Genomic DNA, 23,351 nt, shown 5'->3' with positions numbered 1-23,351 from the left:
GATGGGGCTTGCCTGTGACCTGGGTCAATGGTTGCCTGTGCCGGCCCTATCGCCGGCAAGCCGGCTCCCACAGTCAGCGGCTTGCACAAACTCTGTGGGAGCTGGCTTGCCAGCGATAGGGCCAGTACAGGCAACCTAATCTCAAGCCCGAACCATCACCCGGCGCCTCACCACCAGGCTATCCACCACCCACATCACCACCATCGACACCCCCACCAGCGGAAACGCCACGCCCAGCACCACCATCACCCCTACCGCGGTCTTCCAGCGCGGCAGGTCATGGCGCAGCGGCGGCACGCCCAGGCCACTGGCGGGCTTGCGCTTCCACCACATCACCAGCCCGCTCACCGACCCCAGCAGGATCATCAGGCACACCAGCAGGATGACGATCTGGTTCAGCGGCCCGAACATCTTGCCCTCGTGCAGCATCACACCAAGCTCAGTGGCGCGGGCCACCGGGCTGTAGTCCTGCCAGCGCACGTCGGCCAGCACCTTGCCGGTGTACTGATCGACATGCAGGGTGGCGTCGTTGCGCGGGTCGTCGGCGAACACCGCGATGGTGAACACGCCGTCGGCCGTGGTTGGCAAGGTGATGCTGTAGCCCGGCGCGACCTGGCGCAGGGTGGCGACATCCTCGACCTGCTGCAGGCTGACCTGCGGCGCGGCGGGCGCCTGGTCGGCCATGTGATGGCCGGCGTGCTCGGCATGCGCGCCGGACACCGGCATCGGGGTGTTTTCCAGTGCCCAGGGCACGGTCTGGCGGTGGGCGTCGTTCAGCTCGCCCGCCTGCTTGTCCGACTTCGGCACGTCGTTCCACATGGCCGCCGGGAAGCGGTTCCACAGGTCGGCGTACTGTTTGCCCCACAGGCCGGTCCAGGTCATGCCGCTGATCAGCATCAGCAGCAACAGGGCCGAGCCCCAGAAACCGGTGACCGCATGCAGGTCGCGCCACAGCAACCGGCCGCGTGCGCTCAAGCGTGGCCACAGCACCCCGGCGCTGCTGCGCCCGCGTGGCCACCACAAATAGAGGCCGGACACGACCAGGACGATGCCCCAGCCCGCCGCCAGTTCCACCAGCCGGTCACCGACCGTGCCGACCATCAGCTCGCCATGCAGGGCGCGGGCGATGGCTTGCAGGTTCTGCTTGCCGTCCTGCTCGCCCAGCACCTTGCCGCTGTACGGGTCGACGAACACATTGAGTTCGCGCCCGCCGTCGTGCACCACGAACTGTGCGCTGCGCTCGGCGTCCAGCGGCGGCAGGTACTGGCCCACATGCCCCTGTGGATAAGCCTGGCGCACGTTGGCCAGCAGGGTGTCGGCGCTTTGCCGGTGGTGGCCGGCCTCGACCACCATCAAGTCGCGGTACATCAGCGGGTCGAGCTGTGGCTTGAACAGGTAGATGATCCCGGTGATCGCCAGCAGGATCATGAACGGCGCGACGAACAGCCCGGCATAGAAATGCCAGCGCCAGGCCAGGTTGTAGAACGATACGTTTGGTTTGCTCATGGGAGCCTCCCGTAGACCTGAGTTGGGCGCGGTCAGGCCCCGCGCCCGTTTGTTGTTGTCAGAAGCTGAAGTCGACCTTGGTCCAGAAGGTCCTGCCTGGCTCGTTCACCGGCTGCGTCGAGTTCGCCGGATAGCCGAACCCGGCATTCCCTGCCAGGTTCAGGTGCTCGGCGTAGGCCTTGTCGAACAGGTTGTCGACGCCCGCGCTGAGCTTGAGGTTGTTGTTGATCTTGTAGGCGCCGTTGAGCGAGAACACGCCGAAGCCGGCGCTCTTGTCGTAGTCCTTGCCCACCACGTTGCCCTGGTTCTCGGCAATGCGGTTCTGCTCGGCCACCAGCCGCCACAGTGTGCCGACGCTCCAGGCGTCGCGGCTGTAGCTCAGGCCCAGGCGGCTTTCCAGGGGTGGCATCTGCGGCAGCGCCTTGCCGTCGCTGCTGTTCTTGCCCCAGGCGTAGGCCAGGGTGGCGTCGGCCTTCCAGTTTTCCGTGAGCTTGTAGGCCGCGCCCAGTTCACCACCCATGATGCGGGCATCGATGTTCTGTGCCTGGGAGGTGTAGCCACCCATCATGCTGCGGCGGTAGTCGAACAGGATGTAGTCGCGCACCTGGCCGACGTAGCCCGAGGCCCAGGCCTCCAGGCGTTCGCCCTGGTACTGGATGCCGAAGTCGAGCTGGGTGGTCTTCTCCGGCTTGATGCCGTCGAAGGCGTTCGCCGAGCCGGCCGGGGCCAGCTTGGGCGAGAACAGCTCCCAGTAGTCGGGGAAGCGCTGGGCATGGCCGAGGCCGATGTAGGTGGTCGCGGGGATTGCCGCCAGGTCGTGCTCATAGCGCACGAAGCCGCTGGGCAGCGTGTCGGCACGGGTGTCACCCTCGGTCGGGCTGGCCTTGCGGAAGTCGCGGGCCGAGGCGCGGTCCAGGCGGGCGCCGGTGATCAGGCGGTCTTCGCCGGTTGCGTACCAGGTCAGTTCGCCGAAGGCGCCGTAGTTGTGGAAGTCGGCGTCCTTGGTCCAGGGTTTGCCCTTGTGCGCGTCAATGCCCATGCCGCCGCGCTGGCGGTGCTCGTTGGTCTGTGCGTCGATGCCGCTGATCAGCTGCACGTCGGCCCAGCGCCAGGTGGCCTTGATCCGTGCGCCCATGGTGCGGCGGTCGACGTTGCTGACCATGGGCATGCCCATCATGCCGGTGCCCGACGGGGTGCGCAGGCTGTAGTTGTCCATCACGTGGTCGGCATAGTTGTAGTAGACCTGCGCCTCGACCTTGTCGAGCACCTCGCCGAGGTTGGACTTTTCAAAACGCAGGCCGAGGCTTTCGCGCTTGAACTGCGAGCCGTCCATGCCGCGCCCGGCGGAACGGGCCTCGCCGTCGCCCTTGCCGGCGGTCAGCTCCAGCAGGGTGTCGGCGTCCGGGGTCCAGCCGACGGTGGCATCACCGTTCCACTTGTCCCAGCGCGAGGGCACGGTGTCGCCGTTGCCGTCATCGAAGTCGTCGGAGTGCGACTGGTTGCCGACGAAGCGCACATATCCCAGCGAGTTGCCGGCGGCGGCGTCGAGCACCTTGTCGAAGCGGCCATTGGAGCCGACCAGCACGCTGCCGTTGACCCGGCTGCCGAGCTCGCCGAACTTTTCCGGTTCACGTTCGAAGAGGATGGTCCCGGCGGAACCACCGGGGCCCCAGATCACGCTTTGCGGGCCCTTGATCACGGTGAGGCGGTCGTAGGTTTCCGGCGAGATATACGAAGTCGGCGCATCCATGCGGCCGGGGCAGGCGCCGAGCATCATGCCGCCGTTGGTGAGGATGTTCAGGCGCGAGCCGAACATGCCGCGCAGCACCGGGTCGCCGTTGGTGCCGCCGGCGCGGATCACCGAGAACCCGGGGATGGTCTTGAGGTAGTCGGCGCCGTCGCTGGCCGGCACCGGCTGGCGTGGGTCCTTGGGGTTGGTGACCACGGTCAGTGGCGAGCTGGGGGCAATGGCGGTGATCACCGTCGGGCTCAGCTCGGCAGTGTCGTGGGTGTGGCCTTCGTGGCCGGTTTCGGCGGCCACGGCCAGCGGTGCGAGCAGGGAGCCGCACAGCAGGGCGATGGTCCCGCGCAGGGAAAGGGCAAAAACAGGGGTGCAGCCGGACATAGTGATTCCAGTCGATCAGTCGTGAGTCAGCGCGAAGCCTCCTGGCTTCGGGCAGTAATAAAGTGGCTTCAGACGACGATCGAGATGGGCGGCGCGCGGCTGCGCGCGCCGGGGAATACAGCCTGCCGGGCATGGCCCTGGCGCGTGGCGACGGGGAGGTGGACGGGTGGGAGTACGCTGCCCGCGGTAAGCGGGCTGAGGGTCTGGGGCAGGGCGGGGCAGTTGAACAGCAGGCTGCAGTAGCCGCACTTTTCCCACATCACATGCAGCTGGCCATCGTTGCCGTGGCCCTGGTGATGATCGTGGCCATGCTCCATGGGCATGGCCATCGACATGTCCATCGGCATGGACATGCCGGCGTGGTGCTCCATCGGCATCGACTGGGAAACCAGTGGGCCGATGAAGATCATCCACATGGCGAACAGGCTCAGCCAGCCGCCACCGACGCGCCTGCGATCAGGGCGGGTGCTGCGGGTTGAGCTGTTGCGCGGCAGGCTCATGGTGAGCGCCTGTCAACTGATCAGTGTGCGTGTTCGTGCGACGCGGGCTGGTCGGTCGGTGGCTGCTTCTGCACGGCCACGTCGACGGTGACGTCACCGGCTTTTTCGAAGTGCAAGGTCAGCGGGAAGCGCTTGCCGTCGGTGAGCAGGCTGCGGTCCTTGGGCTGCATGATCATCACGTGGTAGGCGCTGGGGGCGAACACCACATCCTTGCCGGCCGGTACCACGACGCTTTGCACGTGTTGCATCTTCATGGCGCCGGCGGCGCTCATCACGTGTTCGTGCAACTGGGCGTCATCGGTGATGGGGCTGTCCACCGAGAGCAGGCGATCATCGGCCTTGCCGTTGTTGTGCACGACGAAGTAGGCCGCCACGTTGGGCGCGTTCGGCGGCAGCTCCAGCGACCAAGGGTGGGCGATGTGCAGGTCGCCCACTTTGTATTCATGGGCGTTGGCATAGGCGCCGGGCAGCAGCAGGGCGGCCAGGACAAGGGCTTGCTTGAGCATGGGTGAATCTCCGGTCTGTTCAGGTTCTGATGGACAGCGTAGTGAACATCAGGCCAGCGGAGAGGCACGGGGATTGAGCGCGGGCCATAACTGGCGCGGCGTGGGTTGGTAGTCGGCGAGGTGCGGGATGTGCCCGGCCAGCAGCAACGGCGGGTTGTGCAGTTGTGGCGGGTAGCCGGGCAAGGCCAGCAAGGGCGCGGCGCCCGAGCAGCACCAGCAGTTCATCATGCTGGCGCTGTCATCGCTTTGCGGCCCGAGGTCGATCTTGGCCAGGGCCTGTACATCGACCTTGGCCTTGTTCGCCATGCTCGAACAGAAAGCCCCCCACAGCAGCTGTTCTGCCGGGCCCTTGGGCGCGGCAGAGGACAGCGGCATGGCCAGCAGGTTGAACAGCACTGCAAGGCAGGCTATCCAGGCGATGTGCCGACGTGGGGGCATGGAGAGATCCGGTCAGGAATCGTGGGGGCTATTGTACGGCGGAGTATAGGTAAAAATGCCGGGGTGCGGTGAAGTGCCGCACCTGGGGCTGCGGTGCAGCCCATCGCCGGCAAGCCGGCTCCCACAAGAGCATGGCGCTATACCTGTGGGAGCCGGCTTGCCGGCGAAAGGGGCGCAAGGCGCCCCCTGCGATCTCAGGCTTTACCGCGGCCCATCAAACCGCGCACGGTCTCTTGCAGGTCAGCAGGCAGCACCACGACTTTCGAATTGTCGCTGGCGGCCAGGTTCTCCATCGCGCCGATGTAGCGCTCACCCAGCAGGTACATGGCCGGCACCGTCTCGCTGCCCACCGCTTCTTTCACCAAGGTGATCGCCCGTGCCGACGCCTCGGCCAGGTTGACCTGGGCTTCGGCATCCAGCTTGGCGGCTTGCAGGCGTGCTTCGGCCTCGAGGATCGCGGCCTGCTTGTTACCTTCAGCGCGGGTCACATCGGCTTTACGCTCACGCTCGGCGGCGGCCTGGCGCTCCATGGCGGTCTGCATGCTCGGCGATGGCTTGATGTCCTGGATCTCCACCGAGCGCACGGTCACGCCCCAGTCTTCGGTCTGCTCGGACATCGCCTCACGCAGGCGCGCCTTGATCTGCTCGCGGCTGGACAGCGCTTCGTCCAGCTCCATGGCGCCGACGATGGCCCGCAGCGAGGTCATGGTCAGGCTGGTGACGGCGAACGAGAAGTTCTGCACACCGTAGGAGGCTTTCTGTGGGTCGACGACCTTGGCGAAGCACAGGGCGTTGGCGACGATCACCGCGTTGTCCTTGGTGATGATCTCCTGCTGTTGCACGTCGAGGATGATGTCCTTGGTCGGCAGGCGGTAGGCAACCACGTCCATGTACGGGATGACGATGTTCAGGCCGGGCTTGAGGGTGCTGTGGTAGCGGCCCAGGCGCTCGACGATCCATTCCTCGCCCTGAGGCACGATGCGCACCCCCTTGAACACGGTGATCAGGACGAATACGGCGAGGGTGCCGACGACGATGAGGCTGGTCATGTTTGCGAACTTCCTTTTAGTGCGGATTCAAGCCCGGGTGACCCGGGCGGTATTGCCTTCGATGGCGGCCAGGCGCACACGCTCGCCGGCGGGGATGTCGCTGTCGGCGACGCAGGTCCATTCCTCGTTGCCGAGGATCGGCTTCTGGAAGCGCACGCGGCCTTTCTGGAATTGCGAGACGCTGGCTGTCAGCAGGCCGACCTCGCCGATCACGCTGTCGGCGGTCCAGCGCACGTCCGCTTTCTTGCGGCGGAACACCTTGAACCACAGCACGGTGGTGATGGACGAGAACACTACCCACAGCAGCCCTTGCATATCCAGTTGCAGGCTGGGGGCGAGCAGCGCGATGAACGACACCAGCACGGCGCCGATGCCGAACCAGAGAATGAAGAAGGTGGGGAGCACCAGTTCCAGCAGGATCAGGGCCACGCCGAAGACGAGCCAGATCCACCATTGCATTTCCATATGGGTGGAGCCTTCCAGTAGAGGGGAGGGGATTTTACGGCAAGATCAAGGCACAGGGCCATCTGTTGCGTGCTGCTCTGAACTGAGCGCGCGCTGGGGTTGCTGTTCAACAGGTTGGTCACGGTTGGTGATGTAGTCCTCGCTTACGGTATCGGCAGCAAACCACCGATCCCAGCCAGAGTCGGCGCAGGAGAGTTCTGATTGCTCGGGGAGTTGGGTTGGGTCTGGCATGGCTGCTGCTCCACTGTTGAGGGTTAGCATTCTCAGGATTTTTGTGTCAGGGCTGCCAGGTGCTCGCCACAACTTTTGCTGCGCCTGTGAGATCGAGCGCCGCCCGCGCGGCGCATCGCTGGCAAGCCAGCTCCCACATCTGTTTCGGGCCAGTTTTTTCTGTGCCATCACCTGGTCCGCCTTTGTTGGTGCGACGCGGTATTGGCGTGGTCGCTAATGATGCTCCACATGACTCAAGACATGCACCAAGGCGGGCGGCGGTACTTTCACAGGACTCATTGGCCCGAAACAAACTGTGGGAGCTGGCTTGCCAGCGATGCGCCGCGCGGGCGGCGCTCGATCTCACAGGCGCTGAAAAATTTCAGGCGGGCACCTTGCCGCCCTGACGCGATCATCCCGAATGCGCTGCTGTTGAAGGTGGAAACATGCCTCATGAACCTCGCAGCACAAAGCAGCAATGTATGTCCAAGGATTCCGGCAAGTTTCAGCGTGTTTCCAGCGCTTCCAGTAGCTCTTTCGGACCTTCGAAAACCCGATCTACCTCCGGCAACTGAGGCCGCCTGAGCACCAACACCGGCACCCCCCGCTCCCGCGCCACCTCAAGCTTCGGCTCAGTCGCCGTACTGCCGCTGTTCTTGCTCACCAGCACATCGATCTGCCGGCGTTCGAACAGCGCGCGCTCATCGTCGATACGGAACGGCCCACGCGCACCGATCACTTCGCAGCGCTCATTACCCGGGCAAGCCTCAAGGGCGCGCAGGGTCCAGAACTGGTGTGAAGGAATCTCGTCCAGATGTTGCAGCGGCTCCCGCCCGAGGGTGAACAGCGGTCGCTGGAACGGCGCCAGCGCCTCGATCAACTCATCCCAGCCCGCCACCTCGCGCCAGTCGTCCCCCGGTTGCGCCTGCCAGGCCGGGCGCCTGAGTGCCCAACAGGGAATGCCGGCCATGGCCGCGGCCTGTGCGGCGTTTTGGCTGATCTGCGCGGCATAGGGGTGCGTGGCATCAACCAGCAGCTCGATGCCTTCCTCACCCAGGTAGCGCGCCAGGCCCTCGGCGCCGCCGTAGCCACCGACCCGCACCTGGCAGGCCAGGTCCTGGGGTACGCGGCCGATGCCGGCGAGGCTGTAGACATGCTGCGGCCCGAGTGTGCGGGCGATGGCCAGGGCCTCGGTCACCCCGCCCAGCAGCAGGATGCGCCCACTCATTGCACACCCGCCTTGCCGACGATGCCACCCTGGCGGTCGATGGCGAACACTTCCACCTGCACCTGGGCCGGCACCACGCTGCGGGCGAAGGCCAGCGCATGGCGGCAGACTTCGTCGCCCAGGGCGATACCGGCGGCGTGGGCCAGGGCGAGGGCCTGCTGACTGGTGTTGGCGCCGACGATGGCCGTTTGCAACGCAGCGTCGGCGCCAATGTCGGCGGCCCAGCCGGCCAGCTGTGGCAGGTCGATGCTCGAATGGCGGCTGTGCAGGTCCATGTGCCCGGCGGCCAGCTTGCTGATCTTGCCGAAGCCGCCGCACAGGCTCAGGCGCGGCACCGGCACCTTGCGCAGGTGCTTGAGCACGGCGCCGACGAAGTCGCCCATCTCGATCAGGGCGATTTCGGGCAGGCCGTACACCCGGCGCATGGTGTCTTCGCTGGCGTTGCCGGTGCACGCGGCGATATGGGTGTAGCCGTTGGTGTGGGCAACATCGATGCCTTGGTGGATCGAGGCGATATAGGCCGCGCAGGAGAACGGCCGGACGATGCCGCTGGTGCCGAGGATCGACAGCCCGCCGAGGATGCCCAGGCGCGGGTTCATGGTCTTCAGGGCCAGGGCTTCACCGTCGCGGACATTGACCGTGACTTCGAAACCACCGGCGTAGGCGCATTCGTTTGCCAACTGCTGCAAGTGCTCGCTGATCATCCGCCGCGGCACCGGGTTGATCGCGGGCTCGCCAACACCCAGCACCAGGCCCGGGCGGGTCACGGTCCCCACGCCTTGCCCGGCGACAAAGCGGATGCCGGGTTCGGCGAGCAGGCGCACCTGGCTGTACAGCAGCGCCCCATGGGTGACATCCGGATCGTCGCCGGCATCTTTGAGCGTGCCGGCCTCGGCGCCGTCTGCGCAGGCGCGGCAGAACTCCAGGCGCATTTCTACCACCTTGCCCTTGGGCAGGGTGATGTGCACCGCATCATGGTGCTGGCCGGTCAGCAGCAGGCGTGCTGCCGCAAGGCTGGTGGCGGTGGCGCAGCTGCCAGTGGTCAGGCCGCTGCGCAGGGGCGCGGGTTGTTCTCGGGTTTCTTCACGCATCGAGAGGCTTGACCACGTCGAGCAGGGTGATCGGCAGCGCCTGGCGCCAGGTGTCGAAACTGCCCAGCGGCTGGGTGTGGGCGATATGGATGCGGGTCAGTTCGCCGCCATGCAGTTCGCGGAACTGCGCCAGGGCGACTTCGCTCTGCAAGGTCACGGCATTGGCCACCAGTCGCCCGCCAGGGCGCAGGCGCTCCCAGCACAGCGCCAGCACGCCTTCGCCGGTGACGCCGCCGCCGATGAAGATCGCATCGGGGCGCTCCAGGTCTTGAAGCGCCTGCGGGGCCTTGCCGCGAATCAGCTGCAGGCCGGGTACCCCCAGGACATCGCGGTTGTGTTCGATGAAGCCCTGGCGGCCTTCGTCGGCCTCGATGGCCAGGGTGCGGCAGCTGGGGTGGGCACGCATCCACTCGATGCCGATCGAGCCGCAGCCGGCGCCCACGTCCCACAGCAGTTCGCCGGGCTGTGGCGCCAGGCGGGCCAGGGTGATGGCGCGCACATCGCGTTTGGTCAACTGGCCGTCATGACGGAAGGCGCTGTCCGGCAGGCCGGCGACACGGGGCAGGCGTGGGGCATCGGCGCTGGCCTGGCAGTCGATGGCCACCAGGTTAAGCGCGGCGATATCGGCGTGCGGCCAGTCTTCGGCCGTGCCGCTCAGTTGGCGCTCCAGTGGCCCGCCGAGATGCTCGAATACCTGCAAGCGGCTCGGGCCGAAGCCGCGTTCACGCAGCAGCGCGGCGATGGCGGCCGGGCTGTGTTGGTCGTTGCTCAGCACCAGCAGGCGCAGGCCGCTGAACAGGTGGGCATTGAGCGCGGCCAGCGGGCGGGCGACCACCGAGACCACCTGCACGTCCTGCAGCGGCCAGCCCAGGCGGGCGGCGGCGAGGGCGCAGGAGGAGGGCATTGGCAGCACCTGCATCTCGCTGCTGGGCAACTGGCGCGCCAGGCTGGCGCCGACGCCGTAGAACATCGGGTCGCCGCTGGCCAGCACGCACACCGGCTGGCCGCGCAGGGCCAACACCGGCTCCAGCGAAAACGGGCTGGGCCAGTGGAGCTGCTCGGCGCTGGCGCAGTGGGGCAGCAGGGCCAGCTGGCGCGGGCTACCGACGATGTGCGTGGCCGCCAGCAGGGCGCGTCGGGCCTGCTTGCCCAAGCCGCTGAAGCCGTCTTCGCCGATGCCTATAACTGTGAGCCAGGGGGCCATGTGTTTCGTTCCGCCAATGTTGGAGCCGCTTCGCGCCTCTTCGCGGGTAAACCCGCTCCCACAGGTGCAGCATGTGATGCTGTGGGAGCGGGTTTACCCGCGAAGCAGGCGATGCGGTTCAGAATTTCTGCTCAATCGCAGCAGATGCTCGACCACCGGCTTTTCATGCCGCCGGACAAAGCAGGCATAATACCGCGCCTTCTACACTGAAGCGCACCTTCACGATTGCCGGATGCCCCTTTGAAGCAGGCCCAGCCCCCCAACATTACGCCTCGTCCCTCGGCCTGCCCGGGGTTGTGGCGCGTCGTCGCCGCGCGCGATGGCGGCATCTGCCGGATCAAGCTGCCCGGCGGCCTGCTGCTGGCTGACCAGGCCGAGGCCGTGGCCGACGCCGCCGAGCGCTTCGCTGGCGGGGTGATCGAGGCTACCAACCGTGGCAACCTGCAGATCCGTGGCATCGGCAATGACCACCACGGGCTGGTCGAGTACCTGCTGGCGGCGGGCCTGGGCCCGCGCGAGGCGGCCGGCGACGATGTGCGCAACCTGATGCTCAGCCCGCTGGCCGGGCTCGACCCGAGCATGCTGTTCGACACCCGGCCCTTGGCCGGGCAGATCCTCGACCTGCTTGAAGGCACGCCACGCTTCCATGAGCTGTCGGCCAAGTTCGCCGTGCAGCTCGACGGCGGTGAAGGGCTGGCGATGCTCGAACACCCCCATGACCTGTGGCTGTCCGCCGCACGGCTGGAGCAGTGCACCTGGCTGGTGTTCGGCCTGGCCGGCTGCCCGGTCGACCCGCCAGTGGGCGCGGTGCCGGTGGAGCAGGGCTTGGCGCTGGTCAGGGCAGTGCTTGCGCGCTTTCTCGACCTGGCCACGCCCGAGCAGTCGCGCATGCGTCAGTTGCTGGCGACCTGCAGCGTCGAGCAGTTCATCGATGGGCTGGACATCCGCCGCGACGATGCCGTGCGGAGCTGGCGGCGTGCCCAGGCACCGGGCGCCTGGCTGGGCGTGTTGGCGCAAGGTCAAGGTGTCGCCCTTGGCGTGGCCCCGCCGTTGGGGCGCCTGACGCCGGCCATGCTGCGTGGCGCTGCACATATCGCCCGGCAGTGGGGTGACGGCAGCCTGCGCCTGAGCCCCTGGCAGAGCCTGGTGCTGACTTCGGTCGCCCAGGACGCTATCGACCAGGCCCGCGATCAGCTCGCGGCGCTGGGCCTGCTCTGCGCCCCTGACCAGCCACTGGCCCGTGTCACCGCCTGCACCGGCTCCAGCGGCTGTGCCAAGGCCCTGGCCGACACCAAGGCCGACGCCGTTGCCCTGGCCGCTCGGCTGCAGCATGGCGCCCCCGCCAGCGTGCACCTGTCCGCCTGCCCCCGTTCCTGCGCCGTGGCCCATGTCGCCCCGGCCACCTTGCTGGCCTGCGCCCCGGGCCGCTACGACCTTTACCTGCGCGATGCGCGCCTGCCGGGTTTCGGCAGGCTGTGCGCCGCCAACCTCACCCCAGAAGAAGCAGGCGCCATGCTCGACCTGCCGACGGAGCACCTTGATGATTGATTACATCCGCGATGGTCAGGAGATCTATCGCAATTCCTTCCGCATCATTCGCGAGGAGGCCCGGCTCGAGCGCATTCCCGCCGACCTGGAGAAGCTCGCCGTGCGCGTGATCCATGCCTGCGGCATGGTCGAGGCCATCGACGGCCTGCAGTTCTCCGAGGGCGCCGGCACCGCCGGGCGTGAAGCCCTGGCCAAGGGGGCGCCGATCCTGTGTGACGCGCACATGGTCGCCGAAGGCATCACCCGCGCGCGCCTGCCGGCGAACAACCCGGTGATCTGCACCCTGCGCGACCCCAGCGTGCCGGAGCTGGCCAAGGCCGAGGGCAACACTCGCTCGGCGGTGGCCCTGGAGCTGTGGCGCCCGCACCTGGAAGGCAGCGTGGTGGTGATCGGCAACGCGCCGACCGCGTTGTTCTACCTGCTGGAAATGATCGATGCCGGTGCACCCAAGCCTGCGCTGATCCTTGGCTTCCCGGTCGGCTTTGTCGGGGCTGCCGAGTCCAAGGCCATGCTCGCCGCCGACAGCCGCGGCGTGCCCTTCGTGATCATGCAGGGCCGCCTGGGCGGCAGTGCCATGGCCGCCGCCGCGGTCAATGCCCTCGCCACGGAGGTGGAATGATGCAGGCACGCGGACGACTGCTGGGCCTGGGCGTGGGCCCGGGCGACCCCGAACTGATCACGGTCAAGGCCCTGCGCCTGCTGCGTGAAGCGCCGGTGGTGGCGTACTTCGTGGCCAAGGGCAAGCGTGGCAACGCCTTCGGCATCATCGAGGCGCACCTGCAGGCCGCGCAGACCCTGCTGCCGCTGGTGTACCCGGTGACTACCGAAGCGCTGCCGGCGCCGCTGTCCTACGAACAGGTGATCAGCGACTTCTACGACGAAGCCAGTGTGCAGGTGGCCGAACACCTCGACGCCGGCCGCGATGTGGCGGTGATCTGCGAGGGCGACCCGTTCTTCTACGGCTCCTACATGTACCTGCATGACCGCCTGGCGTCGCGCTACGAGGCCCAGGTGATCCCGGGCGTCTGCTCGATGCTCGGGGGGGCCTCGGTGCTGGGCGCGCCATTGGTGTATCGCAACCAGACCCTGACCGTGCTCTCCGGCGTGCTGCCTGCCGACGAGCTCAAGCGGCGCCTGGCCGATGCCGATGCGGCGGTGATCATGAAGCTGGGGCGCAACTTCCCCAAGGTTCGCCAGGCGCTCACCGAACTGGGCATGGATGGCCGCGCGCTGTACGTCGAGCGGGCGACCATGGCCAACCAGAAAATCGTCGCGCTGGACGAGGTCGACCCACAGTCCTCGCCGTACTTCTCGCTGATCATCGTGCCGGGTGAAAAATGGCAGGGATGAACAATGCACCGGCCATCGTCATTCTCGGCCCCGGCAGCCTGGCGACCGCGCAGCGCATTCAGCAACGTTATCCACAGGCCGTGATCCATGGCCTGCAAGGGCGCGTGGAGGGGGCCGACAGTTACTACAGCGCATTCGGCGACACCCTGCGGGCCCTGTATCGGCAGGACACCCCGATCATCGCCCTGTGCGCGGCCGGTATCGTGATCCGCAGCCTGGCGCCGCTGCTCGACGAGAAAGGCAGTGAGCCACCGGTGCTGGCCGTGGCCGAGGACGGCAGCGCCGTGGTGCCGCTGCTCGGGGGGCTGGGCGGGGTCAATGTCATGGCCCGGGAAATCGCCGAGGTACTGGGCGTGAATGCCGCGATCACCACCAGCGGCGAGCTGCGTTTCGGCACCTGCCTGCTCAATCCGCCAGAGGGTTATGCCCTGGCGGACCTGGAGCAGGGCAAGCGCTTTGTATCCGACTTGCTGGCCGGGGAAACGCTGCGCATCGAAGGCGATGCACCCTGGCTCGACCGTGCCCAGCTGCCGGTCAGTGACAATGCGCAGCGCACCCTGCATGTGGGCAGTGCGGTGCGCCCGGCCAACCGCGATGAGCTGGTGATCCATGCCCGTTGCGTGGTGGTGGCGGTTGCGGCCGGTGGCGCCGACCTGGCTCGGCAGGTGCGTCAAGCCTTGCAGGCGGCGGGTATCGCCGAAGCGGCGCTGGCCTGCTTGCTGGCAAGCGAAGCCGACATGGCCGAGCCGGCTCTGCACGAGGCTGCGCAAAGCCTGAACCTTGCCCTGCGCTTCGCCCCTGCTGCCAGCAGCCTTGAGCAGATGCTGGCCGATACACTGCCGCAGGCACGGGTCGAAACCCATGCCGGGTTGGCTGTGGCGGTTGCTGCAATGCCGGTCGACAGCGCGCAACTGGGTCGCCGTCGCGGCCGCCTGGCCGTGATCGGCCTGGGCCCTGGCGCCGCCGAGTTGATGGTGCCGGCGGTCAAGGCCGAACTGGCCCGGGCCCAGGATGTACTGGGCTATGAAACCTACGTGCGCATGGCCGGCCCGTTCCGCGACGACCAGGTGCTGCACTGCACCGACAACCGCGAAGAGATGCAGCGTGCCCGCCATGCCTTCGAGCTGGCGGCGCAAGGGCGCTCGGTGGTGGTGGTGTCGTCGGGCGACCCGGGTGTGTTCGCCATGGCCGCCGCGGTGCTCGAGGCGCTGCACGAATCCAGTGACCCGGCCTGGCAGCGGGTTGACCTTGAGATCCTGCCGGGCGTCTCTGCCTCATTGGCCACCGCCGCACAAGCCGGGGCACCCTTGGGCCACGACTTCTGCGTGATGTCGCTGTCGGACAACCTCAAGCCCTGGTCGATCATCGAAAAACGCCTCGACCTGGCGGCCCAGGCCGACCTGGTGCTGGCGTTCTACAACCCGATCTCCAGGTCGCGGCCGCATCAGCTGGGCCATGCGCTGGAAGTGGTGCGCCGCCATCGCCAGGCGCACACGCCGGTGGTGCTGGGGCGTGATATCGGGCGCCCGGGGCAGACCCTCAGGACAGTCACCTTGGGCGAGCTGGTGCCCGAGATGGTCGACATGCGCACCATGGTGCTGGTCGGTTCGTCGACCACCTGCACCTTCCCCCGTGCCGATGGCAACCAGTGGGTCTACACGCCGCGCTGGTACCCCGCGAAGCCCTGACCTGCTGCACGGCACATGCTTACCTGCATAGCCTTCGAGTCTCACTCGGTATCCGCCGGGTTCTGACTCAAGGATTTGCAAGATGAGCTAAGGCGCGTTAGGGCAGCATGTAGCCCTTGATCCCGGTGAAGATGATCTGCGCCGCCAGGGCGCAGACGAACAGGCCCATCAGCCGGCTGACGATCTGCAGGCCCTGGTCGCCGAGCAGGCGTTCAATGCGGTGCGAGAGATACAGCACCAGGCCGACGGTGAAGCTGGCCAGGGCGATACTGACGATGGCCAGCAGCTTGTCGTCCCAGTGCGGTTGGCCCACCCCCATCACCAGCAGCGCACCGATGGTGCCCGGGCCGACGGTCAGTGGGATGGTCAACGGCACGATGGTCACGTCCTGCTGCACATTGTCGGTCTGGATCGCCGACTTGCCCTGGGCCATGGCCAGCGCCGAGATGAACAGCACCGAGCCTGCGCCGATACGGAAGGCGTCGGCGGTGATGCCAAACACGCCGAAGATCACCCGCCCGAACAGGTACAGCAGCACGCTGGCGATGAGCGTGGCGATGGCCACGCGCCAGGCCAGTTGTTTGCGCTCCTTGCTGGAATGGCCACGGGTCAGGCTGATGAAGCACGACAGCACGAAGAACGGGCTGTAGAGCACGAGCATTTTCAGGTAGACGCTGAACAACTCATGGAGCATGGGGGTGGGTCCACGGCGGGAGTAGGTGCGGGCAAGTGTATCAGCAGGTTTGACGGTTGTTGGGGCCGCTTCGCGCCCCTGTAGCCGGGCGGCTCCCACAGGAACTGCACAAGGCTTGAGGTCGGCGCGGCCAGTGTGGGAGCAACTGTCTTATGTTGTCAGTGCTGGCCTCATCGCTGGCAAGCCAGCTCCCACAGGTACGATGCTTGCCTCGAGGTCGGCGCGGCCAGTGTGGGAGCAACTGTCTTATGTTGTCAGTGCTGGCCTCATCGCTGGCAAGCCAGCTCCCACAGGTACGATGCTTGCCTCGAGGTTAGCGCGGTCAGTGTGGGAGCCGGCTTGCCGGCGATAGGGCCAGTCGCATCACTCGAGAGGCGCGGTGACCACCTGGCGCTGCCCCGCCCAGAACTGGATCAGCTCACGCAGCTGCGACAGCTCCACCGGCTTGGCCATGTGCCCGTCCATGCCGGCCAGGCGTGCGCGTTCCTTGTGTTCGGCGAGGATGTGCGCGGTCAGCGCCACCACCGGGGTGCGCGGGCGCTGGTTGGCACTTTCCCAGGCACGCAGCAGTTGCGTGGCGGAGAAACCGTCGAGCACCGGCATTTCGCAGTCCATCAGCACCAGGTCGTAGCGCTTGGCTTTCATCGCCTGCAGGGCCTCTTCACCGTTGCTGGCGGTGTCCGGTTCGAGGTTGAGCTTGCCGAGCATGCCGCGGATGACCTTGGTCGAGATGCTGTTGTCCTCGGCCACCAGTACGCGGAAGTCGTGCGGCAGGTCCAGGGGTTGCTGGATGCCCGGTGGCAATGGCAGTGCGGCCTGCTCGCGGCCGCGCAGGGCCAGCTCTTCGGCCAGGGTGGTCTTGAGCGTGTAGCCGGCCACGGGCTTGGCAAGGATGCGCTTGACCCCGGCATTGCGGGCGATGACCTTGCTCGGCGCGTTGCTGATGCCGGTGAGCATGACCACCAGGATGTCGTGGTTCAGACTTGGGTCTTCCTTGATCTTCGCCGCCAGCTGCATGCCTGTCATGCCGGGCATGTTCTGGTCGAGCAGCACTACGTCGAAATAGTCACGCAGGTGCGCCTTGGTGCGCAGCAGGGCCAGCGCCTCCTTGCCGGAAGGCACGGCGCTGACGTTCATGCCCCAGGCGCTGCATTGCTGCACCAGGACCTTGCGGCAGGTGTCGTTGTCGTCGACCACCAGCACCCGCGCGTCGCGCAGCGGGCTGTCGAGGTCGGTCGGCGGTTGCTCCAGGCGGTGCGGGTCCAGCGGCAGCGTCAGCCACAGTGTGTTGCCCATGCTGGTGCTGGTCTTGATGCCGAACTCACCCTGCATCAGGCCGATCAGCTGCTTGGCGATCACCAGCCCGAGGTGGCCGCCGAGCTTGTTGCTGGAGAGGAAGTGGCGGCTGTGCAGTTCGGCCTGCAGCAGGGCGTCGCGCTCGGCCGGCGCCATGGGGGCGCCACTGTCCTGCACGGCAATGCGCAGGCGCGGGGTGTCGCCGCGCTGGTCGAGGGCCACCACCAGCAGGATCTCGCCCTGTTCGGTGTTCTTCAGCGCATTGTCGAGCAGGCTCGACAGGGCCTGGCGCAGGCGGGTCGGGTCGCCGCTGATCACCCGTGGCACCTGTGGCTGGGTGAAACTGATCAGCTCGATGTTCTGCTGCTCGGCCTTGGCCCGGAAGATGTTCAGGCAGTCTTCGATCAAGGCGTTGAGGTCGAACTGCACGTCGTCCAGTTCGATCTGCCGCGATTCGAGCTTGGAGATGTCGAGGATTTCGTTGATCAGGGTGAGCAGTTCGTTGCCGGCGCTGTGGATGGTCTGCACGTAGTCGCGCTGCTTGACCGACAGGGGCGTGCCCAGCAGCAGCTCGGTCATGCCCAGCACGCCGTTCATGGGGGTGCGGATCTCGTGGCTGATCTTGGCCAGGAACTCGGCCTTGGCGTTGATCTCGGCGTCGCTGGCGGCCAGGGCTCGGCTGGCGCGGAAGCGCTCTTCGCTGATGCGCCGCAGGCGCTCGCTGACGGCCAGGTTGAGCAGCAGGCCGCTGACCACCGTCAGCACCATCAGGATGCACAGCAGCCAGGGGGTGGGGGTACGCGTGAGGCCGAGCAGTGCCGGCAGCAGCACCAGGCCGCCGACGTTGTACACCAGCATGGCCAGGGCAAACAGCCGCGCCGGCCCGTAGCCCTTGTACCAGTGATAGCTGCTGACCAGCAGCATGCTCAGGCTGCCCAGGGCCATCAGGGCGTAGGTCATCAGGTTCAGCGGCAGGGTGTCGACGAACAGCAGTACCAGGCCACTGACAGCGGCCACCAGCATCTCTGCATGCAGCAGGCGATTCACCCGTGCCGAGCTGCAGGGGGCGAAGAAATGCAGGGTGAAGTAGAGGCCGGAAAGCCCGGCCAGCACCAGGGTCAGGTAGGCGGCTGGGGTCTGGGCGCTGTACCACAGGTGCCACCAGGGGCCGCTGAGGTTGAGCAGAATGAGTGCGCTGAGCAGCATCAGGGCGTGGTAGAGCGCCAGGATCAGGGTGGTGCTGGAGCGGCTGTAGGCGAAGCGGATCAGGTTGTGCAGGATCAGCATCAGCAGGCCACCGAACAACAGGCCGAACAGCAGCGGCTGGCGCTGGTCGGCGGCGGCCTCGGCGGCAGGTTCCAGGCTGATGGCCGGGCGCAACTGGTGTTCCGACACCAGTCGCAGGTACACATCCACCGCCTGGCTGCTGCGTGGCAGTGGCAACACGTGGTCGCTGCCATTGACCGACAGGGTGCTGGTCTCGCCCTGGCGCCCGTGGTGCAGCTGGCGCAGCAGCTTGCCGCCTTCGAGGGCGTAGAGGTCGATGCGTGACAGGTCGGGGGCGAAGATGCGCAGCAACTGCTCCTGCTCGCCGGGTTCCAGGCGGTAGTGCAGCCACAGGGCCTGGTCGGGGAGGGCAGCGTCCAGTTCGTCGAGCGGCAGGGGGCTGAACTGGTTGCGGTAACGCTCGGAGCGTACGTCGGAAAGCTGCAGATTGGCCTGTTCGTCGAGCAGCACCGACCAGCCGCCGGCGTCTTCGGCCGCAGCCGGGAGCAGGCAGAACAGGGTCAGCAGGCTGATGATCAGGGCTGTGGCAATCCGAAGCCGACGCACGACGAAATCCCTTCTTAGCTAATGTGCCGGATAGCAACTATGCGCGGCGCGCCAAGGCGAAGGCAAGGCCCCGCGGGGGCCTTGCCGACGAGCCGAGGGCCGTGCGCAACGGCCCAGGGCTACAGCATCACTGCTGGTGTTCACCGCGCTCGCGGGCAATGGCCCGGTAGCCGATGTCGTTACGGTAGAAGCTGCCTTCCCACTTGACCTCTTTGGCCAGGCGGTAGGCCTGTTGCTGGGCGGCCTCGACGGTATCGCCCATGGCGGTGGCGCAGAGCACGCGGCCACCGGCGCTGACCACCTGGCCATCCTTGAGCGCGGTACCGGCATGGAACACCTTGCCTTCGAGTTTGGCGGCAGCGTCCAGGCCGCTGATCGCAGCGCCCTTGGCGTAGTCACCCGGGTAGCCACCGGCAGCCAGCACCACGCCCAGGCTCGGGCGCGGGTCCCACTGCGCTTCGACTTTGTCCAGGGCCTTGGCGAAGGCGGCTTCGACCAGCAGCACCAGGCTCGACTCCAGGCGCAGCATGACTGGCTGGGTTTCCGGGTCGCCGAAGCGGCAGTTGAATTCGATGACCTTGGGGTTGCCCGCCTTGTCGATCATCAGGCCTGCGTAGAGGAAGCCGGTGTAGACGTTGCCTTCCTCGGCCATGCCGCGCACGGTCGGCCAGATCACCTGGTCCATCACGCGCTGGTGCACGTCGGCGGTGACCACCGGGGCCGGGGAGTAAGCGCCCATGCCGCCGGTGTTCGGGCCGGTGTCCTGGTCGCCGACACGCTTGTGGTCCTGGCTGGTGGCCATCGGCAGCACGTTGTGGCCGTCGACCATGACGATGAAGCTGGCTTCCTCGCCGTCGAGGAACTCTTCGATTACCACGCGCGAACCGGCTTCACCGAAGGCGTTGCCGGCGAGCATGTCGCGCACGGCGTCTTCGGCTTCCTGCAGGGTCATGGCAACGATCACGCCTTTACCGGCGGCCAGGCCGTCGGCCTTGATCACGATCGGTGCGCCTTTTTCACGCAGGTAAGCCAGGGCCGGCTCGATCTCGGTGAAGTTCTGGTAGTCGGCGGTCGGGATCTTGTGGCGGGCCAGGAAGTCCTTGGTGAAGGCCTTGGAGCCTTCCAGCTGGGCAGCGCCCTTGGTCGGACCGAAGCAGTCCAGGCCGCGGCTGCGGAACAGGTCGACCACGCCGATGACCAGCGGGGCCTCGGGGCCGACGATGGTCAGGTCAACGTTCTTTTCGGCGAAGTCGGCCAGTTGCTCCAGGGCGGTCACGTCGATGGCGACGTTTTCGCACTTGGCTTCGGTGGCGGTGCCGGCGTTGCCTGGCGCCACGAAGACTTTCTCGACCCGTGGGTCCTGGGCGACTTTCCAGGCCAGGGCGTGCTCACGGCCGCCGCTGCCGATGATCAAAACTTTCATGTCAAAACCTCTGTTTGTCGGCTAACCCCCGGCCTGTGGGAGCGGGTTCACCCGCGAATACGGCGGTGAACCCAGCATCGCATTCGCGGGTAAACCCGCTCCCACAGGGGATGGGGTCAGCCAGGCATCTGATTAATGGCGGAAGTGGCGCATGCCGGTGAACACCATCGCGATACCGGCCTCGTCGGCGGCGGCGATGACTTCGGCATCGCGCATCGAGCCGCCCGGCTGGATGACCGCGCTGATACCCACTTTAGCCGCGTTGTCGATGCCGTCACGGAACGGGAAGAACGCATCCGAGGCCATGACCGCACCCTGTACCTGCAGGCCAGCATGTTCGGCCTTGATGGCGGCGATGCGCGCCGAGTTGACGCGGCTCATCTGGCCGGCGCCGACACCGATGGTCTGGCGCTGCTTGGCGTAGACGATGGCGTTGGACTTGACGAACTTGGCGACTTTCCAGGCAAACACCAGGTCGTGGACTTCCTGTTCGGTCGGCGCACGCTTGGTGACGATCTTCAGGTCATCGGCAGTGATCATGCCGATATCGCGGCTCTGCACCAGCAGGCCACCGTTGACGCGCTTGAAGTCCCAACCGGCGGCACGCTCGGCTGGCCACTCGCCGCACTCCAGCAGGCGTACGTTCTGCTTGGCGGCCACCACGTCGCGTGCGGCCTGGGAGATTTTCGGGGCGATGATCACTTCGACGAACTGGCGGTCGACGATGGCTTGCGCCGTTTCGCCATCCAGCTCGCGGTTGAAGGCGATGATGCCGCCGAAGGCCGATTCGGTGTCGGTGGCGTAGGCCAGGTCGTAGGCCTTGCGGATGCCGCCTTCGTTTTCCGGCACGACCGCGACGCCGCACGGGTTGGCATGCTTGACGATGACGCAGGCCGGCTTGACGAAGCTCTTCACGCATTCCAGCGCGGCGTCGGTGTCGGCCACGTTGTTGAACGACAGCTCCTTGCCTTGCAGCTGGATGGCGCTGGAGATGCTGGCTTCGCCTTTCTTCGCTTCAACGTAGAACGCCGCGCTCTGGTGCGGGTTCTCGCCGTAGCGCATTTCCTGGGCCTTGACGAACTGGCTGTTGAAGGTGCGCGGGAACTCGCTGCGGCCTTCGGTGGACAGGGTGTCCTGGGTCTGGTCGATGCTGCCCATGTAGTTGGCGATCATGCCGTCGTAGGCGGCGGTGTGCTCGAACGCCTTGAGCATCAGGTCGAAGCGCTGGGCGTAGGTCAGGCCACCGGCCTTCAGGCCTTCGACGATACCGGCGTAGTCGCTGGCGTTGACCACGATGGCCACGTCTTTGTGGTTCTTGGCTGCCGAACGGACCATGGTCGGGCCGCCGATGTCGATGTTCTCGATGGCAGTCGGCAGGTCGCAACCCGGCTTGCTGATGGTGGCTTCGAACGGGTACAGGTTGACCGCGACCAGGTCGATCGGCTTGATGCCGTGCTCGTTCATGATGGCGTCGTCGGTGCCGCGACGGCCGAGGATGCCGCCGTGGATCTTCGGATGCAGGGTCTTGACCCGGCCATCCATCATTTCGGCGAAGCCGGTGTAGTCGGCCACTTCCACCGCGTTGACGCCGTTGTCCTTGAGCAGCTTGTAGGTGCCGCCGGTGGACAGGATCTCGACACCGAGCTGTTGCAGCTCACGGGCAAATTCGAGGATCCCGGTCTTGTCGGAGACGCTGATCAAAGCGCGGCGGATCGGCAGGCGGGTAGTCTGGTCGGTCATTTCAGATTCCATAACGCGGTGGAGTCAGCAAAAAAGGCGCCTCGTTACGAGCGCCTTTTTGGTTGGGGTTCTGGCCTTACAACAGATCGTACTGCTTGAGCTTCTTGCGCAGCGTGCCTCGGTTGAGCCCGAGCATCTCGCTGGCCTTGGTCTGGTTGCCCTTGACGTAGTTCATCACGCTTTCGAGCAGGGGCGCCTCGACTTCGGAGAGCACCAGGTTGTACACGTCCGTGACGGTAGCGCCTTCCAGGTGGGCGAAGTAGTTGTGCAGCGCCTTCTCGACGCTGTCGCGCAGGGTCTGGCCCTCCTCGCTCGGCGTGTTCAGGTGCTGCTTGAGGTTGGCGTTATCGCTCACGGGCGTTGTTCCACTCACTAATGTCTCGGTCATCATCGTCATGCGGCCACCCCTTGTTCGTCCTCTGTCCCAAGGCTCTGTCGACGTTCGGCGAAATAAGCCTGAACGTTGGCGCACTGCGCTTGTGTGTCTTGCAAAGCGTTGAACTGGCTGCGGAACTCCTTGCCGCCAGGTCGGGTTGCCAGGTACCAGCCAACGTGCTTGCGGGCGATCCGCACGCCCATCACATCGCCGTAGAAGGCATGCAACGCGGCCAGGTGTTCCAGCAGAATGCGTTCCACTTCGTCCAGCGCAGGGGCGGGCAGGTGCTCGCCGGTGCGCAGGTAATGCTCGATCTCGCGGAAAATCCACGGCCGCCCCTGGGCGGCACGGCCGATCAGCAGGCCGTCGACCCCGGTGGCGTCCAGCACCGCCCGGGCCTTTTCCGGCGAGGTGATGTCGCCGTTGGCGAATACCGGGATCGACACCGCCTGCTTGATCGCGGCGATGGTGTCGTACTCGGCGTCACCGGTGTACAGGTCGGCGCGTGTGCGGCCATGCACCGCCAGCGCCTGGATGCCGGCCTGTTCGGCGATCTTCGCCACGTTCAGGCCGTTCTTGTTCGCCCGGTCCCAGCCGGTGCGAATCTTCAGGGTCACCGGCACCTCGACAGCGCCGACCACGGCGTGGAGGATCTCGCTGACCAGGGCTTCGTCTCTCAATAAAGCAGAGCCGGCGGCCTTGTTGCAGACTTTTTTTGCCGGGCAACCCATGTTGATGTCGATGATCTGGGCGCCAGCTTCGACGTTGGCCCGTGCAGCGGCTGCCATCATCTGCGCATCACCGCCGGCGATCTGTACCGAGCGCGGCTCGGGATCGCCTTCGTGGATGCGGCGCAGGCTCGACTTGCGGCTGTTCCACAGGCTCATGTCGCTGGACACCATTTCCGACACCACCATGCCCGCCCCCAGGCGTTTGCACAGCGTACGGAAAGGTTGGTCCGTGACCCCGGCCATTGGCGCAAGGATCAGGTTGTTGTGCAGTGTGTATGGGCCGATGCGTACCGCCGACATAGGTGTTCCCTGTTGTGGGGCCGAATCATTGGAGTCGAAAAAGGGTGGGC

20 protein-coding genes are annotated in these 23,351 nt (G+C 66.3%); 4 read left to right on the top strand and 16 right to left on the bottom strand.

Annotated elements, in window-relative coordinates; genetic code table 11:
• Nucleotides 1–141: 141 nt before the first annotated feature.
• The 10 genes from ACQ4N9_RS19310 to cbiE form a co-directional block, all read right to left on the bottom strand.
• The gene (locus ACQ4N9_RS19310; RefSeq protein WP_390965975.1) at nucleotides 142–1,506 is read right to left on the bottom strand and encodes a PepSY-associated TM helix domain-containing protein; all 1,365 of its coding nucleotides are present in this window, start codon (nucleotides 1,504–1,506) and stop codon (nucleotides 142–144) included.
• A gap of 58 nt (nucleotides 1,507–1,564) precedes the next feature.
• Nucleotides 1,565–3,631: a TonB-dependent copper receptor gene (locus tag ACQ4N9_RS19305; RefSeq protein ID WP_390965977.1), complete on the bottom strand. Its 2,067-nt coding sequence runs from the start codon at nucleotides 3,629–3,631 to the stop codon at nucleotides 1,565–1,567.
• A 68-nt stretch (nucleotides 3,632–3,699) separates the two neighbouring features.
• The gene (locus ACQ4N9_RS19300; protein ID WP_125860604.1) at nucleotides 3,700–4,131 is read right to left on the bottom strand and encodes a DUF2946 domain-containing protein; all 432 of its coding nucleotides are present in this window, start codon (nucleotides 4,129–4,131) and stop codon (nucleotides 3,700–3,702) included.
• 20 nt (nucleotides 4,132–4,151) lie between these two features.
• Complete coding sequence (locus tag ACQ4N9_RS19295; protein ID WP_390965979.1) at nucleotides 4,152–4,637, bottom strand: copper chaperone PCu(A)C; 486 nt, start codon at nucleotides 4,635–4,637, stop codon at nucleotides 4,152–4,154.
• Nucleotides 4,638–4,685: 48 nt separating this feature from the next.
• The gene (locus ACQ4N9_RS19290; RefSeq protein WP_390965981.1) at nucleotides 4,686–5,075 is read right to left on the bottom strand and encodes a DUF2946 domain-containing protein; all 390 of its coding nucleotides are present in this window, start codon (nucleotides 5,073–5,075) and stop codon (nucleotides 4,686–4,688) included.
• Between the two features lie 194 nt (nucleotides 5,076–5,269).
• Nucleotides 5,270–6,124, bottom strand: coding sequence for an SPFH domain-containing protein (locus ACQ4N9_RS19285; protein ID WP_390965983.1), 855 nt, complete (start codon nucleotides 6,122–6,124; stop codon nucleotides 5,270–5,272).
• A 27-nt stretch (nucleotides 6,125–6,151) separates the two neighbouring features.
• Complete coding sequence (locus tag ACQ4N9_RS19280) at nucleotides 6,152–6,589, bottom strand: NfeD family protein (RefSeq protein ID WP_125465715.1); 438 nt, start codon at nucleotides 6,587–6,589, stop codon at nucleotides 6,152–6,154.
• 715 nt (nucleotides 6,590–7,304) lie between these two features.
• Entirely contained in the window at nucleotides 7,305–8,027 is a 723-nt protein-coding gene (locus ACQ4N9_RS19275) for a cobalt-precorrin-6A reductase (protein ID WP_390965986.1), read from the bottom strand.
• Nucleotides 8,024–9,118 (bottom strand): cobalt-precorrin-5B (C(1))-methyltransferase, encoded by a 1,095-nt coding sequence (locus ACQ4N9_RS19270; RefSeq protein ID WP_347150744.1) that lies wholly within the window; start codon nucleotides 9,116–9,118, stop codon nucleotides 8,024–8,026. The genes ACQ4N9_RS19275 and ACQ4N9_RS19270 overlap by 4 nt, the downstream gene beginning before the upstream one ends.
• Entirely contained in the window at nucleotides 9,111–10,322 is a 1,212-nt protein-coding gene (cbiE, locus tag ACQ4N9_RS19265; protein ID WP_390965988.1) for a precorrin-6y C5,15-methyltransferase (decarboxylating) subunit CbiE, read from the bottom strand. Before cbiE ends, ACQ4N9_RS19270 begins: the two co-directional genes overlap by 8 nt.
• A 225-nt stretch (nucleotides 10,323–10,547) precedes the next feature.
• On the opposite strand from cbiE, the gene cobG reads away from it, so the two are divergent.
• The 4 genes from cobG to cobJ are packed head-to-tail and all read left to right on the top strand — an operon-like array spanning nucleotide 10,548 to nucleotide 14,908.
• Nucleotides 10,548–11,870, top strand: a complete 1,323-nt coding sequence (gene cobG / locus ACQ4N9_RS19260; RefSeq protein ID WP_390965990.1) for a precorrin-3B synthase — start codon at nucleotides 10,548–10,550, stop codon at nucleotides 11,868–11,870.
• Nucleotides 11,863–12,489 (top strand): precorrin-8X methylmutase, encoded by a 627-nt coding sequence (locus ACQ4N9_RS19255; RefSeq protein WP_110992948.1) that lies wholly within the window; start codon nucleotides 11,863–11,865, stop codon nucleotides 12,487–12,489. Before cobG ends, ACQ4N9_RS19255 begins: the two co-directional genes overlap by 8 nt.
• Nucleotides 12,486–13,220, top strand: a complete 735-nt coding sequence (locus ACQ4N9_RS19250; protein WP_390965992.1) for a precorrin-2 C(20)-methyltransferase — start codon at nucleotides 12,486–12,488, stop codon at nucleotides 13,218–13,220. The genes ACQ4N9_RS19255 and ACQ4N9_RS19250 overlap by 4 nt, the downstream gene beginning before the upstream one ends.
• On the top strand, nucleotides 13,217–14,908 hold the full coding sequence (gene cobJ / locus ACQ4N9_RS19245; RefSeq protein ID WP_390965994.1) for a precorrin-3B C(17)-methyltransferase: 1,692 nt from the start codon (nucleotides 13,217–13,219) through the stop codon (nucleotides 14,906–14,908). Before ACQ4N9_RS19250 ends, cobJ begins: the two co-directional genes overlap by 4 nt.
• A 97-nt stretch (nucleotides 14,909–15,005) precedes the next feature.
• Here cobJ and ACQ4N9_RS19240 read toward each other — a convergent pair whose 3' ends face one another.
• The 6 genes from ACQ4N9_RS19240 to dusB form a co-directional block, all read right to left on the bottom strand.
• On the bottom strand, nucleotides 15,006–15,602 hold the full coding sequence (locus ACQ4N9_RS19240) for a MarC family protein (protein WP_110992945.1): 597 nt from the start codon (nucleotides 15,600–15,602) through the stop codon (nucleotides 15,006–15,008).
• A 363-nt stretch (nucleotides 15,603–15,965) separates the two neighbouring features.
• A complete protein-coding gene (locus tag ACQ4N9_RS19235) occupies nucleotides 15,966–18,731 on the bottom strand; it encodes a hybrid sensor histidine kinase/response regulator (RefSeq protein ID WP_390965996.1) in 2,766 nt (921 codons plus the stop codon).
• Nucleotides 18,732–18,858: 127 nt separating this feature from the next.
• Nucleotides 18,859–20,154, bottom strand: coding sequence for a phosphoribosylamine--glycine ligase (gene purD, locus ACQ4N9_RS19230; protein ID WP_125860581.1), 1,296 nt, complete (start codon nucleotides 20,152–20,154; stop codon nucleotides 18,859–18,861).
• Nucleotides 20,155–20,286: 132 nt separating this feature from the next.
• The gene (purH, locus tag ACQ4N9_RS19225; protein WP_110992942.1) at nucleotides 20,287–21,894 is read right to left on the bottom strand and encodes a bifunctional phosphoribosylaminoimidazolecarboxamide formyltransferase/IMP cyclohydrolase; all 1,608 of its coding nucleotides are present in this window, start codon (nucleotides 21,892–21,894) and stop codon (nucleotides 20,287–20,289) included.
• Between the two features lie 76 nt (nucleotides 21,895–21,970).
• Nucleotides 21,971–22,291, bottom strand: coding sequence for a DNA-binding transcriptional regulator Fis (fis, locus tag ACQ4N9_RS19220; RefSeq protein WP_008093076.1), 321 nt, complete (start codon nucleotides 22,289–22,291; stop codon nucleotides 21,971–21,973).
• Nucleotides 22,288–23,301, bottom strand: a complete 1,014-nt coding sequence (gene dusB, locus ACQ4N9_RS19215; protein ID WP_110992941.1) for a tRNA dihydrouridine synthase DusB — start codon at nucleotides 23,299–23,301, stop codon at nucleotides 22,288–22,290. Before dusB ends, fis begins: the two co-directional genes overlap by 4 nt.
• Nucleotides 23,302–23,351 lie beyond the last annotated feature (50 nt).

This window comes from Pseudomonas sp. ES1 (assembly GCF_050586605.1).
GTDB lineage: Bacteria > Pseudomonadota > Gammaproteobacteria > Pseudomonadales > Pseudomonadaceae > Aquipseudomonas > Aquipseudomonas sichuanensis.
The sequence above is the reverse complement of the archived record's forward strand: the minus strand, read 5'-3'. Positions and strand labels throughout refer to the sequence as shown.